This window comes from Nonomuraea sp. NPDC050404 (assembly GCF_040655495.1).
GTDB lineage: Bacteria > Actinomycetota > Actinomycetes > Streptosporangiales > Streptosporangiaceae > Nonomuraea.
This window is the reverse complement of sequence record NZ_JBFAKB010000032.1, coordinates 11,651-25,153: the sequence shown is the minus strand read 5'-3', so window position 1 is coordinate 25,153 and position 13,503 is coordinate 11,651. Positions and strand designations below refer to the sequence as shown.

Here is a 13,503-nt window from a genome sequence, read left to right as displayed (position 1 = left end):
CTCGCTCCCTCTCAGCCGGCCGGGTGGATGTCGGCCAGGCGCATCTCGTCGTTGGTGGCGGCGTCGGGCTTGTAGGAGACCTTCTTCGACAGGGCGAGGATGCCGGTCATGTGGGCGAGGACCGCGTCCCGTACGACGTCCTTGTTCTGGTACTCCAGGGCCTTGGCGAACGCGGCCGCGCGCTCCTGTCCCGAGGACTGCTCGGCGGTGGTGATCAGCTCGTCCAGTTCCTTGGTGCCGTAGCTGCTCTGGGCGCCCTTGGTGCCGTAGATCTGGCCCATGGTGAAGGCCGCGTCACCGGCCTGGTTGCCGTGCTGGGCCTGCAGCAGGGTGGGGCCGGCGTCCTTGGGGAACGGGGCCAGCAGGTACTCCAGCCAGGCGTTCACGTCGAGCATCTGGATCTTGACCGAGAGCCCGGCCTCCGTCAGCGAGTTCTGCACGACCTCCATCGCCTCGGCGGCCTTGGGGTAGATGCCGTTCCTGCCGATGATCGTGATGGGCGTGTCGGTGGGCACGCCGTCCGCCTTGGCCTCCGCGATCAGCTTCTTGGCCTGCGCGGCGTCGTACGGCCAGGGCTGGATCGCGGTGCTGTGACCGGTCACGCCGGCCGGGACGATCTGGCCCGCCGGCTTGCCGAGCCCGGCGAACACCGAGGCCACGAGCCCGTCCTTGTCGAGGGCGTAGTTGATCGCCTGGCGCACCCTGAGGTCGTTGAGCGGCGCCTTGGTGGCGTCGATGCGCAGGTAGGAGGTCTCGTTGTTGGGGAACTGCACGGCGGCGTCGCCGGCGCCGTCCTCGGGGGCCAGGCCCACCGCGATGTCGGCCTCGTCGCTCTTGACCATGGCCGCGCGGATGCTGCCCTCGCCGCGCCAGACGTACTCGGCCGCCGCGAAGTCCGGCGCCTTGCCCCAGTACCCGGCGAACCGCTCCAGGCGCAGGCTGCGGCCGGTGTCCCACTTGGCGATCTTGTACGGCCCCGTGCCGACGGGCTCGCGCACCTTGCCGGTCGTGCTGGTGGTCGTCGGCACGATCTCGACGAAGGACAGCCGCAGCGGCAGGATCGGGTCCTCCTTGGCCGTCTTCACCTTGAGGGTGGCGGCGTCCACGGCCGTCGCGGTGAGCTCGACGCCGCCGAAGACGTAGCCGTCCACATTGCAGTCGATCTTGGAGCCGACGGCGCGGTCGATGGAGAAGGCGGCCGCCTTGGCGTCGAACGCGGTGCCGTCGTGGAACTTCACACCCTGGCGGACGGAGAAGGTCCACTCGGTCGGCGAGTCCTGCTTCCACTCCGTGGCCAGCGCCGGCTTCAGCTCTCCGCTGGCCGGGTCCCGTTCGGTGAGCGCCTCGGTGAGGTTGGACCGGGTGACGCGCCCCGTCGCGGTGAGGGAGGCGTCGCACGGCTCCAGCGTCGGGGGCTCCTCCGGCAGCACGATGCGAACGGTGCTCGCCGCCGCGCCGGACGACGGCTCCGGGCCGCTGTTGGCGACCGAGCAGGCGCCGGCGGACAACATCGCGCCGAGAGCCAGGAAGGCGGAGGCCGCGCGACGGCGGCTGGGGGTGTTGTTCATGATTCCTGGCGGCATAGAGAGAATCCTCTTGTCTACATATGAAGACAGTGTCTATATTCGTAGCCGAGTTATTGGTAGCGGAGACATTAAGTCGGGATTTCGACGGACGTCAATAGGTGCTTGATGACGGACTTATCGCCAGAACCCTCCGCGACGGCCGGGGGCGTACGCAGCGTCAAATCGGCCGAGCGGACGATCGCGGTGCTCGAATACCTCAGCTCGGCCGACCACGCGTGCTCGTTGCGCGAGCTGGCCACCGCGTTGAGCCTGCCCAGGGCGAGCGCGTACGCGCTGCTCACCACGCTGGCCCCCACGGGCTGGGTGGACACCGACGGCGCCGGCCGCTACCGGATCGGCCTGCGCGCGCTGCGCGCCGGAGCCTCCTACGTCGAGCACGACGACGTCGTGCAACGGGCGCAACCGGCGATGAACGAGCTGAACAACGAACTGGGCGAGACCGTGCACCTGGCCCGCCTCGACGGCGCGGAGATCGTCTACCTGGCCACGAACATCTCCCGGCACTCGCTCGCCGTGGTCTCCCGCCCCGGCCGGCGGCTGCCCTCCTGGGCGACCGGCCTGGGCAAGGCGATCCTCGCGGGCCGCCCGTGGGAGGAGGTCGATCGTGTCCTGCCCGAGACGCTGGAGCCACGCACCGTGCACACCTTCACCGACCGCGCGGCCCTGCGCGCCGAGCTGGAGGCGATCCGGCGGCGCGGCCACGCCATCGACGAGCAGGAGTCGACCATCGGCCTGCGCTGCTTCGCCGTCGCGCTCGACCTGACCTCGCCGCCCAACGAGGCGCTCAGCTGCTCCGTCCCCATCGTCCGCCTCGACCCCGAGCGGGAGAAGACGATCGTGGCGACCCTGCTCCGGGCCCGGACACGCATTCTGCGCTGAGGTGGCGCCCGGCGCAGTTTGAGACCTTTAGGGCATGGAGTGATACCTTCCCCGCATGATGTACACCTTGGAGCAACTCCGAGGCTTTGTCGCCGTGGCCGAGGAGTTGCATTTCGGCCGGGCGGCCATGCGGCTGCGCATGACCCAGCCGCCGCTGAGCCGGCAGATCCGCAAGCTCGAATCGGTCGTGGGCGTGCAGTTGCTGGAACGCGACAACCGGCACGTGGAGCTCACCCCGGCCGGTGAGGCCTTCCTCACCGAGGCGCGGCGCATCCTGTCCATCGCCGAGGCCGCATCCGACCTGGCGCAGCGCGTGCACTTCGGGGCGCGCGGCCTGATCCGCCTCGGGTTCACGGCCACGGCCGCGTTCGGCGTGCTCGGCCACATGCTCAACCGGCTTGAGGACAGGCTGCCGGACGTCCAGGTCGAGCTCTTCGAGATGGTGACCCGCGAGCAGGTGGCGGCCCTCGCCGGTGAGGACCTCGACCTCGGCCTGGCGCGCCCGCCGTTCGATCCGGAGTTATTCGACTCCCTGCTGTTGTATCGCGAGGCGCTGCTGCTGGCGGTGCCCGCCGGACACCGGCTGACCGCGCTCGGCCGGCCGGCGCAGGCCGACGACCTCGCCGCCGAGCCGTTGATCTTCCACTCGCAGCAGCGGGCCCGCTACTTCTACGACCTGGTGGTCAGCACCGTGCCGCTGGCGCAGGAACGCGTGGTGCACAGCGTGAGCCAGGTGCTCACCATGTTGTGGCTGGTGTCCGCGGGGCGCGGCATCGCCTTCGTGCCCGCCTCCGCCACCATGAACAACATTCCGGGCGTGGAGTACGTGCCCCTGGCCAGTCACCAGCCCGAACCCGTGGAACTGCACCTGCTGTGGTCGCGGCACTCGCGCAACCCGGCGCTCGGCCGGGTGCTGCACGCCCTGAGGAACGATCACCCCGAGCGGTGACCTCGGCTTTCACGGCGGACGATGCCATTGCGGTATCACACGATACGGAAGCGATCTTGGACAAGCATCGTCAATGCTTCTTACCGTGACCGCGTCCGCCCCCCGGAAAGTTAGGACGCCAGCACATGGGATCGATCAACGTGGACCGCCGATCGTTGCTCCGCGGTGGCGCGGTGACGGCCGGCGCCGGCCTCGCCTCGATGATGACCTTGCCGGACACCGCCGCGGCGGCCCCCGCCGACGCCCGCGCCGACACCTCCAAGCCCCGGATGGTCCTGGGCACCCAGCGGCGCGCGGCCTCCGATGCCGTGCTCCAGGAGTTCAAGCGGAACGGCGTCGCCCGCGTGTGCGGCTACCCGGTGGACCCGCCCTACGACCAGAAGACCGGAGATCGCGGGTACTGGCTCGTGTCCGAGGTGGAGCAGGAGAAGGAGCGCATCGAGAGCCAGGGGCTCCAGATGGACATGGTCGCCCTGCCGTTCCTCGAATCGTCCCTGATCGACACCGACCACCGTCCCGCGATCATGATGGGCAAGAGCCCCGACCGGGACCGGGACATCGAGGACATCCAACGCAACATCGAAGCCTGCGGGCGCGCCGGCGTCGGGACCGTCAAGTACAACATGAGCATCCTGGGCGTGCTCAGCACGGGCGAGATCCCCGGCCGCGGCGGCTCCAAGCTCCGCCAGTTCCGGGCGAGCGACCTCGATTACAACCTGCCGGACACGATCGCGGGCAAGGTCGATCCTGACACGTACTGGGAGCGCATCGACTACTTCCTGGAGCGGGTCGTCCCGGTCGCGGAGCAGTACAAGGTGCGCCTGGCCTGCCATCCGCAGGATCCGGGCACGCCGCCGGGCGGCTACCGCGGCGTCGTGGAGAACGTCCTGAGCGTCCCCGGCGGCAAGGGCCTGTTCAAATTCCTGGAGTTGCGCCGCAACAAGTACCACGGCCTCAACCTCTGCTGCGGGACGCTGGCGGAGATGTTGTGGAACCCACAGCGGGAGATCTACTCCATCGTCCGGCGACTGGCCGCCACCAAGCGGGTGTTCAACATCCACCTGCGCAACATCAAGGGGCGGCGCAACGACTTCGTCGAGACGTGGCCCGACGAGGGCGACATCGACCACGCGCAGATCATCAACATCCTGGCCGACGAGGGGTACGACGGCGCGGTCGACCCCGATCACGTCCCTCCGAGCGACGCCGACCCGTCGCGCTCGCAGGCCTACGCACAGGGATACGGCTACATCCTCGGCATGATCGCGGCCGCCGAACACCGGGCGGCGCGGCGGGACTGACCTCCCTCCCGATCGATGAGTTTCCGGCACCATCGGAGTCGATATCGGCGACACCCGATTACACATGGAGGACGACATGGGGCTGGACCTCTTCGCCGGAATACCCGTCACCGACTACGCCGCGGCACTGCCGTGGTACGAGCGGCTCTTCGGCAAGGAGCCCTCGTTCCTGCCGAACGAGATCGAGGCGGTGTGGGAGGTGGCCGAGCACCGGTACATCTACATCGTCCAGCAGCCGGAACGGGCCGGGAACGCCCTGGTGTTCTCATACGTCAGCGATCTGGACGACCGGGTCGCCCAGATCGCCCGGCGGGGCATCGAGCCCGCCGGGCGTGAGACGTTCGACGGGGGCGTGACCAAGGTGATCTATCAGGACGCGGAAGGCAACGAGATCAGCTTCGGCGGCGTCCCCGGCTGAGCATCCGGACGGCGGCTTGACCCTGCCATGAATTGGCCGTAGAACTGCAATCAGCCGATTTTGGCCAGGGGTCTCATGGACAGAAACCAGCGCCTGGATCAGCTCTACATCTTCCTGTGCTACGCCACACAGGACGGCACCGACTTCACCCGCCGCCTGCATGGGGACCTGCACGAGGCATCGCCGCGTTTCGCTCCATGGTACGGCGAGCGGATCCGCGCGGAGCAGCAGTTCGACCGGGAGTTGGAGAACAGGCTCAGCACCGCTGATGTCGTGATCGTCGTGCTGACGCGCGCTCTCCGTGAGAGTGCCTGGTGTCGTAAAGAGATCGCCATGGCCCTCGATTTGAACAGGGACATCATGGTGGTGAGGATGCATGACGACGTCGATCCCCCGCTGTCCCTGAAGACACTGACGCCCATCGAATTCGCCGCCGATCGGGAGAAGGGATGGGCACGACTGGTCCAGCAGTTGGAGACGTATGCCAAACCCGAGCACTCCGCTGACAAGCTCGGCCAGCGGATCCCCTCGGCGGATCCCCCGCCCAGCCTCCGGCATCAGGCTTTCGCGCAGGAGGTCAGGCAGCGCCAGCAGGAGGAATCCGCCCGGGCGGCAGACCCGGAAGGCGCGCTGGTAGCCGCGGAGGAACGCATCAGGGAGGGACTGCGCCGCGAGCGGGAAGTCAGCGATGACGTGCGCGACGATGCCCGAATGCGCTGCGTCAACGAGATACCCATCCCGGCGCCGACCAAGTTCCAGGACCAGGTGGCCAGGCTGGAGGAGGTCAAGAACGCGTTGAACGACCCCTCGGTCCGCGCGATCCTGCTCCCCGGTGACGAGGGCAAAGGCAAAACCTCCCTGATCGCCGAGGTACGACGACGTCTGGGCGCGAGGACGCTCGCCTTCGAGGCCGCAGGATTCGTCTACTTGGCGGTGGGGGGCTACCGGCAGATCTATGCCGGCACGCTCCTGCATGATCTCAGGCTTCTGGTCCCGGGCGAGGCGAGCGTGCGCCTCGGCCGCAGCCTGCGTGAGGCCATCTCCGTGGAGGACAAACTCGACCTGGTGCTGGCCGCGCTCGGCTCGACCCCGGTGGTCGTGGCCATCGACAACTTCGACGACCTCCTCGACGACGCCGAGCGACTGCGGGACAGGGACCTCGGCCTCATCATCCAGAGGCTGGTGCGCCGCGAGGATCACGGCATCCGGCTCCTGCTGTCCGCCAAACGAGAACTGATCTCATGGCAGCGGAAGTATCAACAGCGCATCCGTTCGTGCGGGCTGGTGGAAGGTCTGCCACCGCAAGAGACCAGGCCGTTCCTGGCGCGCCTGGACGAGGGCGGCCTGCTGGGCGTGGCGGCGCTCCCCGACGCCGAGATCCGCCGCCTCGCTGTAGTCAGCGATGGGGTTCCTCGGTTCATAGAGCTCGTCTACTGCCTGTTGCGCTCCGACCCGAACCTGACCTTGGACAGGGTCATATCGAAGATCGAGGATCAGAGCAGGGATCGGAAGGAGGCGACGACCGTCCTGCTCCAGGATGTCATCAGCCGTCTGGACAGGACCGAGCAACGCGTGGTCCAGGCGCTGGCCGTGTATGGCCTGCCGGTGCGCCCCGAGGCCGTCGACTTCCTGTTGCAGGAATATGTCTCCGGGGTCAACAGTACGCCTTTCCTCCGGAGCCTGGAGGAAAGGCGACTGATACGCCGCGACGGTGAACGATATTTTCTCCCGCCCAAACCCGATGCCGAACACGTCCTGGAGACCGTGCCACCGGGCTCCGCGAATGACTACGAGAGTCCGCACCCGCTCTACGCCCGGACGTGGCTGCTGCCTTTCGCCGCCGACTACTTCCGCGAGGTCGCCAGGCAGGCGGACACCGAAGCGAAGCAGGTGGACCATCTGTATCCGCAGCTCAGCGAGATCCGCCTGCGCATCGCCGCGGGCGGAAACCAGCGGGCGTTGCAACTCATAGACCATCTCGACACGACGTATCTGGCCAAGTGGGGTCAGAGCAACATGCTCGCACCATGGCGCGACCTGCTCGACGCCGGGTCTCTCTCCCCCCGGCAGCGGGCGGACAACACCTCCGCCGGGATCGCCGCCCGTCATGGAGAAGAGGATCCGACCGGTTCGGACACGGCCAAACTCACCGACCTCCTGCGGCAGTTGCGGGAACGTTCCGAACCGCTGCGCGACCAGATCCTGCTGCGGATCCAGATCGGCAACAGCTACCTGGACGACGGCTGGATCACCACGGCGATCGGGGTGTATCGGGCGGCGGCCCGGCGCAGCCGGCTCCACTTGCTACGGTACGAGGAAGGCAAGGCCAGGACCAACCTGGGCAGCTCCTTGGCCCGCCTGGGGCGATTCCCGGCGGCGGACCGGGAGCTGAACCGGGCGCAACGACTGCTGTCGGAGGTGAAAGGCGGGGAAGCCGCGCAGACTCTCGCCCGCACCCGGCTGAACCAGGGATGGCTGTGGGGCCAGCTCGGCGACGACGATCGCGGCCTGAAGCTGCTCGCCGACGGCCTGAAGATCGCAGATGAAGTGGAGGGTCACTGGCTGAAAGGCCAGCTTCTCGACGCTCAGGCGGCGTTGCAGTGTGCCAGGGGCGAGTACGGCCGCGCCATCCCCCTGGCGAAGGAGTCGGCCGAAATCGGTGTCATGACCGGTAACCCGACCCTCTCGCGCCAGGCCAATGTCAGCCTTGCCCAGGCTTACCTGCACGCGGGCCGTCTTGACAGCGCGGCGGCCGCGGTCAGCGCCGCCGTCCATCAGCCGTCCGGCATCCGGGCGCTGGGCGCATGGGTGACCTACGGGATCGTCCTGTACCGGCAGGACAAGATCGGCGATGCCCAGGCCGCGTTCCATATCGCCTGCACTGAGGCATGGCTGCGGATAGAACGCGAACCACGCGAGTACCAGACCTATGACGCTGCCGGGCTGGCACTGTGCGGCCTGGCACTCTGCGATGAGCCCGAGCGGATCCACCGGTCCGTGGAAATGTACCGGCGAGCCTGCGGCCTGGCGCCGGTGGACGGCGCCCGGCAGAACGCCTGCACTCACCTTCTGCTCTTCCGCCCGGCAGCCGAACAGGCGATCCTCCAGCAGGCACTCGATGCGGCCGGCGGTGGAAGACAGCCGGCTATTCCTCGAACTTGATGAGCAGCTTCAGCTCGTATTTCTGCGGCGTGGTCGGCTCGTCCCGCCAACGCACCAGCGCCTCGCCCCTGTCGATGCCAAGGATCTTGCCAGGCGGGTGATCGTCCCGGTCCTGTGCCTTCCCATAGTTCGGCTTGACGATGTCTCCCTGCCGCAACGACCCGGCGGCCGGGTTGGGGCGCGGTTGCCGACCGGATTCACGCTGCCGCAGCGGCAGGCGGCTCGGATCGGAGCCGAAATTCTCATTGACCATGTCGCCCTCCCTATTGAGAGCACGAAGATCCCCTATGTCCGGCGATGCCCGGTGGCCAGACGTGAGAGCGAAACTACACAACGCTAGAAGCGCAGGTCCACGACCACTCGGGCGGCGGCACCCGGTAATCCCCCGGCCGCATTGTGTCGTATTCCTGCCACATCCCGGCAGAATACGGACACCCCCATCGGGGCTGGACCGTACGACCATGGCGATGCGAGCCTGCTCCACGGGGAGGCATGATCCGTATGACGGTTCGGGTCGCCGTCGTCGATCCGCTGCCCATGTTCGCCCGCGGCCTCGTCGCCACCCTGGACGACGAGGGGTTCAGGGCGGACGCCCCCGAGGACGTGCTGCAGTGGGCGTCCGCGCCGGGAGTGCCGCTCGTCCTGCTGACCGTCGAGCACGACCGGGACTGGGCCGGGCTCAGGGATCTGCTGCGGGTACGGCCGGAGGCCATCGTGGTGATCGTGCTCTCCGACGCGACCTCGAACGCCTACGTCCGGGCCGTCGCCGCGGGAGCCGTAGGCGTACTGCCCCGCGACGCCTCGCCGGCCATGGTGCGCGACGTCGTGCGTGCCGCCGTCAGCGGCAGCAGCCTGCTGCCCGTGGACGTGCTGCGCACGCTCGTCGCCGGTGGCGCGCCCGAGCAGCCTCCTCGCCTGCTCTCCGACGGTGAGATCGAGTGGCTGCGCCGGCTGGCCGACGGCATGACCGTCGCTCGGCTGGCCGAGTTGGTGGGCTATTCGGAGCGGATGATGTACCGCCTGCTGAGCGGCCTGTACGCCCGGCTCGGCGCGGGCAGCCGCACGAAGGCTCTCATGCGCGCAAGGGACGAAGGCTGGCTGTAATAAACGCGGTGTCGGCTATGTCGTTGGCGGCGATGTAGCCGAAGGTCATGGCGGGGCCGATGGTGGAGCCGGAGCCGGCGTAGCTGTGGCCCATGACGGCCGCGCTGGCGTTGCCGGCGGCGTACAGGCCGGTGATGATCGAACCGTCGGCGCGCAGCACGCGCGCGCGGGCGTCCGTGCGCATCCCGCCCTTGGTGCCGAGGTCCCCAGGGATGATCTTGAACGCGTAGAAGGGCGGCAGCCACAGCGGGGCCAGGCACGGGTTCGGCCTGACCAGGGGGTCGGCGTAGTAGCGGTCGTAGGCACTGTCGCCGCGCCGGAAGTCGAGGTCCCTGCCGGTCGTCGCGAAGCCGTTGAACCGGCTGACCGTGCCGCGCAGCGCGGCCTGGGGGACGCCGATCTTCTGCGCCAGTTGCTCGATGCTCCACGCCTTGTGCACGGCGCCGCTGTCGAACCAGGCGCCGGGCAGCGGCAGCAGCGGCGCGACGTCCCGGAACAGGTACTTGTTGCGGTAGTGCTGGTCGGTGATCAGCCAGGCGGGGATGTGCGGGGCGGCGGGGGTGTTGCGGTCGTACATGACGTGGACGACGTCGCTGTAGGGGGCGCCCTCGTTGACGAAGCGCACGCCGTTGCCGTTGACCAGGAGGCAGCCGGGCAGGGTGCGTTCGGCCAGGCAGAAGTACGGCTCGCCGGGCAGCGGGATCGCGGGGCCCCACCAGGCGTCGTCCATCAGGTCGAGCGCGGCGCCGGCCCGCTCGCCGGCCTCGATGCCGTCGCCGGTGTTCTCCTTGGCGCCGATGGTCCAGTTCGTGCCGATGGGCTGGCGCTGGAACTCCGCGCGCATGGCCGCGCTGTGCTCGAACCCGCCCGACCCGATGATCACGCCGCGCCTGGCCCTGATCGGTCCTGACGGGGTGATGACGCCCGTGACGCGACCGCCCTCGCTGCTCAGGTCGAGCAGCGGGGTGTTCAGCAGCACCGGTACGCCGGCGGCGTGCAGCCCCGCGCGCAGGCCGGCGGCCAGCGACTGGCCCATGGTCAGCGGCTTCTCGCCGCGCAACGCCGCCTCGGTGCCGCGCAGCAGGCAGGCCGCGCTCACCTCCAGGCCCTTGGGGTGGACCGCGGCGAGGGTGAGCCACTTGTAGTCGGCGCTGTGCACGACCATGCCGGCCGGGCTCGGAATGTACGGGCCGTTCAGCCGGGCCAGTTCGGCGCCCAGGAGGTTGCCGTCGAGCTGGGCGGGCTCGATCGAGCGCCCGCCGGGCATGCCGCCGGGAAACTCCGGATAGTAGTCGGAGTAGCCCTCCATGAACCGGAAGCGCAGCGGGCTGTTCCGCATCACGAGCGAGAGCATGGGCGGCCCCGCGGCGAGGAACGCCCGCTGCCGTTCGATCGGCACGGTGTCGCCGACGACGCGGGCGAGGTAGGCGGCGGCCTTGGCGGGGGTGTCCTGGACGCCGGCGGCCAGGATGACCTCGTTGTTCGGGATCCAGATCCCGGCGCCGGAACGGGCGGCCGATCCGCCGAAGGTGGGCGCCTTCTCGATCACGACGGCGCGCAGCCCGCGCTTGGCCGCCGTCAGCGCCGCGGTCATCCCGGCGGCTCCCGCGCCGACCACCACCACGTCGTACTCGGCCTCGGCGCGGGCGGGCGCGCCGCCCAGCGCGGCGCCCGCCATCAGGGCGCTTCCGGTGGCGGCGGCGCCGCGTAACAGGGTTCGGCGGCTGGGGCCAGCAGGGCTCAGGCTGCTGGACGATCTCTCTGATCCGGCCATGGAACCGAGCATGCGCTTGGTTGTTTTCCCTGTCAACGGCGTCCGCGGAAGACGGCCCTCCGCCTCTGTCGGGAGGCGCGCGAAAACGGGACATAAAAGACAAAGGCAAATCATGCCATATACGCCAACAACTCATCGACAGCCATTCAGGCGCGATCCGCCGGGCGTAACATCCTTCCCATCATTCCCGCCAATCGTGCGCCCGATCAGCACCAGTAACCGTGTGTCCTCTCAAAGGCTCCCTTTGTATGTTGCGCAGACGTCGCAATCCCGACAGAACCGCCCGGCGAATCGACGCCTTCGTCGGCACCCTCGTCGCCCTCTTCATGCTCGCCCTGCTGGCCCTCGGCACCTTCGCCGCCGTTCAGGCGGTGACCCGGGCCAACACCGAGTCGATATATGACCTGCTCGCGGAGGCCGATCTCACCGGCGCGGACATGCCCGTGATCACGATCGGGGTACGCGACGGCCTTCCCGGCATCGCCGAACGCCGGCCCGACGGCACCTACAAGGGTTTCGACGTGGACGTGGCGCTGGCGGTCGCGAAATACCTGAAATTCCCTCCGGAGAAGGTTCGCTTCGCCTCCATCAAGATAGGCCGGCGAGTGGAGATGCAGGGCCAGGAAGGAAGCCGGTTCGTCCCGGTCGATCTGGTGGTCGCGGCATTCAGCATCACGCAGCCGCGAAAGGACGAGGGCGTGACCTTCTCGGAGGCATATCTGTACACCAGACAGGCGGTGATGACACTGGCGGACTACGATGGCACGCTCCAGAGCGAGGGAGACCTGCGCGGAAAGAAGATCTGCACGCTGACCGGCTCCACGGCGGAGCCCATTCTGGTGGAGAACGAGATCACCTACATCGGGCGCCACACTCTGAACGACTGCATCGCGGAGTTGCGGAACGGAAAGGTCACGGCCGTGCGGAGCGATGCGGCCATCCTGGCGGGCTTCATCGTCCGTGACCCCGGCGACTTCAAGGCCCATGACATCGGCCCGTCGGCCTGGGAGCGGTGGGGAATACACGTCGGGCACACGACCGTGCCGGTCAGCGAGGCCAGGAGGAAACTCGTCGATGCCGCCCTGTACGAGCTGGTGAGAAGCGGGGAGTGGCAACGCCTCTACGATGCCTACTTCTCCCGCGCGCAGCCGGTCGTCGGAGAGGACGTGCAGGTGGCGGTCGGTCAGCCGCCCACCATCGCGAAGCCGGGATTTCGCGAGTAGTGGCCTCTGATGACGTACGGGCGCGCGGCTACGACAAGGAGTGGGCCATTGCCATCTCCCCCGGAGTGCCGGTGGTGCTCCTCATGCTCAAGGTCTGGTATCTCAGCGACTACAACGCCGAGACCACACAATTACTGATTCAGCACATCAACCCGCTCGCGCTGCTGAGCGCGCTTTCGCTGGCGATCCTGTGGACGGTGCCGACGGCGGTTCTCGTCGTCAGGTACATCGCGGCCAGCCTGAAACTCGTCCTGGCCGAACCGAGCCGGTCGTGCCTCGTCCGGATCGACGCGCGCATTCCCGCGTGGGTCACCTGGTCCAGCTTTCTGATGGCCCTGTTCGCATGGGAGATCCAGTATCTGTCGATACTCCTGATGCTGGCACTTGCTCTTATCGGCCTCGCATCGAGGCACCACCGAACGGCACGCCCCTGGATAGTGCCATTGGCCTGTCTGTGCCTTCCCGTGCTCGCCATCGCCGCCTACTACGGGGCGATCTGGCCAGCGGCCGTCGAAGCCTGGAAGGAGGGTGACGCCTATCTCTGCGCGATGCTGCTCGCCCCTCCCCCGCTTGCGCTGATCCTGAACCGGCGGCTCCCCGCACTGGCCGCGCGGGCACTTTTCGACGGCGGCGGAATCTACATCGGCGTGCTCCTTCTGTCGGTGCTCCTGTTTCGTTTCGTGCAGATCCCGGTCCTGCCGGTCGTCGCCGTCGAACTCCGGCCATCTCCCGGATCATTGACCAACACCGCGCTTACCGGCCACATCATCCACACAGACGACCGCATGGTGACTTTTCTGGAAATGAACGGCATAGTGCGCTTCCTGGCGAACGACAGCGTGATCTCGCAGACGGTCTGCCGTGACTACTCGCGAGCGCCCTACAGCCGGATCTCCATAGTCGGCAAGAACGTGGAGCGGACCCTGCTACAGGGCAATGGCCACGACAACGACCGGCTGGATATCGATCAACGTTGCTACGGCCGCCCGCTCTGAACCTTGCGGCCCGGCCACCGCACGACGAACGGGACCCGGATGCCGCCGCGTCTACTCCCCCCGGAGGATGCGGCGTCCGCGTTTCCCGCCCTGACGCGTCTTGACGCCGCTG

11 protein-coding genes are annotated in these 13,503 nt (G+C 68.1%); 8 read left to right on the top strand and 3 right to left on the bottom strand.

What is annotated here, in order from left to right; translation table 11 throughout:
• Positions 1–11 precede the first annotated feature (11 nt).
• Positions 12–1,583 carry an ABC transporter substrate-binding protein gene (locus AB0I81_RS52515; RefSeq protein ID WP_360675435.1) on the bottom strand — a complete coding sequence of 524 codons (1,572 nt, stop codon included), beginning with the start codon at positions 1,581–1,583 and terminating at the stop codon, positions 12–14.
• Positions 1,584–1,691: 108 nt separating this feature from the next.
• Here AB0I81_RS52515 and AB0I81_RS52510 point away from each other — a divergent pair, with 108 nt between their 5' ends.
• The 5 genes from AB0I81_RS52510 (at position 1,692) to AB0I81_RS52490 (ending at position 8,295) form a co-directional block, all read left to right on the top strand.
• Entirely contained in the window at positions 1,692–2,465 is a 774-nt protein-coding gene (locus AB0I81_RS52510; RefSeq protein WP_360675432.1) for an IclR family transcriptional regulator, read from the top strand.
• Positions 2,466–2,520: 55 nt separating this feature from the next.
• A complete protein-coding gene (locus AB0I81_RS52505) occupies positions 2,521–3,414 on the top strand; it encodes a LysR family transcriptional regulator (protein WP_360675429.1) in 894 nt (297 codons plus the stop codon).
• 125 nt (positions 3,415–3,539) lie between these two features.
• Positions 3,540–4,715 carry a mannonate dehydratase gene (locus AB0I81_RS52500; RefSeq protein WP_360675426.1) on the top strand — a complete coding sequence of 392 codons (1,176 nt, stop codon included), beginning with the start codon at positions 3,540–3,542 and terminating at the stop codon, positions 4,713–4,715.
• Positions 4,716–4,791: 76 nt separating this feature from the next.
• On the top strand, positions 4,792–5,133 hold the full coding sequence (locus tag AB0I81_RS52495) for a VOC family protein (protein WP_360675423.1): 342 nt from the start codon (positions 4,792–4,794) through the stop codon (positions 5,131–5,133).
• Between the two features lie 75 nt (positions 5,134–5,208).
• Complete coding sequence (locus AB0I81_RS52490; RefSeq protein ID WP_360675420.1) at positions 5,209–8,295, top strand: toll/interleukin-1 receptor domain-containing protein; 3,087 nt, start codon at positions 5,209–5,211, stop codon at positions 8,293–8,295.
• Here the strand turns inward: AB0I81_RS52490 and AB0I81_RS52485 are convergent.
• Positions 8,279–8,548: a hypothetical protein gene (locus tag AB0I81_RS52485; RefSeq protein ID WP_360675418.1), complete on the bottom strand. Its 270-nt coding sequence runs from the start codon at positions 8,546–8,548 to the stop codon at positions 8,279–8,281. The two genes, AB0I81_RS52490 and AB0I81_RS52485, sit on opposite strands and share 17 nt — an antisense overlap.
• Before the next feature lie 248 nt (positions 8,549–8,796).
• On the opposite strand from AB0I81_RS52485, the gene AB0I81_RS52480 reads away from it, so the two are divergent.
• Positions 8,797–9,399 carry a hypothetical protein gene (locus AB0I81_RS52480; protein WP_360675415.1) on the top strand — a complete coding sequence of 201 codons (603 nt, stop codon included), beginning with the start codon at positions 8,797–8,799 and terminating at the stop codon, positions 9,397–9,399.
• Here the strand turns inward: AB0I81_RS52480 and kstD are convergent.
• Positions 9,368–11,173 (bottom strand): 3-oxosteroid 1-dehydrogenase, encoded by a 1,806-nt coding sequence (gene kstD / locus AB0I81_RS52475; RefSeq protein WP_360675413.1) that lies wholly within the window; start codon positions 11,171–11,173, stop codon positions 9,368–9,370. The two genes, AB0I81_RS52480 and kstD, sit on opposite strands and share 32 nt — an antisense overlap.
• 248 nt (positions 11,174–11,421) lie before the next feature.
• On the opposite strand from kstD, the gene AB0I81_RS52470 reads away from it, so the two are divergent.
• Entirely contained in the window at positions 11,422–12,396 is a 975-nt protein-coding gene (locus AB0I81_RS52470) for a transporter substrate-binding domain-containing protein (RefSeq protein WP_360675410.1), read from the top strand.
• Positions 12,396–13,391, top strand: coding sequence for a hypothetical protein (locus AB0I81_RS52465; protein WP_360675408.1), 996 nt, complete (start codon positions 12,396–12,398; stop codon positions 13,389–13,391). The genes AB0I81_RS52470 and AB0I81_RS52465 overlap by 1 nt, the downstream gene beginning before the upstream one ends.
• Positions 13,392–13,503: the final 112 nt, after the last annotated feature.

Coding starts and splice junctions, on each gene's coding strand:
- AB0I81_RS52515 (WP_360675435.1), bottom strand. CDS start 1,583: ATGCCGCCAGGAATCATGAACAACACCCCCAGCCGCCGTCGCGCGGCC.
- kstD (WP_360675413.1), bottom strand. CDS start 11,173: ATGGCCGGATCAGAGAGATCGTCCAGCAGCCTGAGCCCTGCTGGCCCC.
- AB0I81_RS52510 (WP_360675432.1), top strand. CDS start 1,692: ATGACGGACTTATCGCCAGAACCCTCCGCGACGGCCGGGGGCGTACGC.
- AB0I81_RS52480 (WP_360675415.1), top strand. CDS start 8,797: ATGACGGTTCGGGTCGCCGTCGTCGATCCGCTGCCCATGTTCGCCCGC.
- AB0I81_RS52470 (WP_360675410.1), top strand. CDS start 11,422: ATGTTGCGCAGACGTCGCAATCCCGACAGAACCGCCCGGCGAATCGAC.
- AB0I81_RS52505 (WP_360675429.1), top strand. CDS start 2,521: ATGATGTACACCTTGGAGCAACTCCGAGGCTTTGTCGCCGTGGCCGAG.
- AB0I81_RS52500 (WP_360675426.1), top strand. CDS start 3,540: ATGGGATCGATCAACGTGGACCGCCGATCGTTGCTCCGCGGTGGCGCG.
- AB0I81_RS52495 (WP_360675423.1), top strand. CDS start 4,792: ATGGGGCTGGACCTCTTCGCCGGAATACCCGTCACCGACTACGCCGCG.
- AB0I81_RS52485 (WP_360675418.1), bottom strand. CDS start 8,548: ATGGTCAATGAGAATTTCGGCTCCGATCCGAGCCGCCTGCCGCTGCGG.
- AB0I81_RS52490 (WP_360675420.1), top strand. CDS start 5,209: ATGGACAGAAACCAGCGCCTGGATCAGCTCTACATCTTCCTGTGCTAC.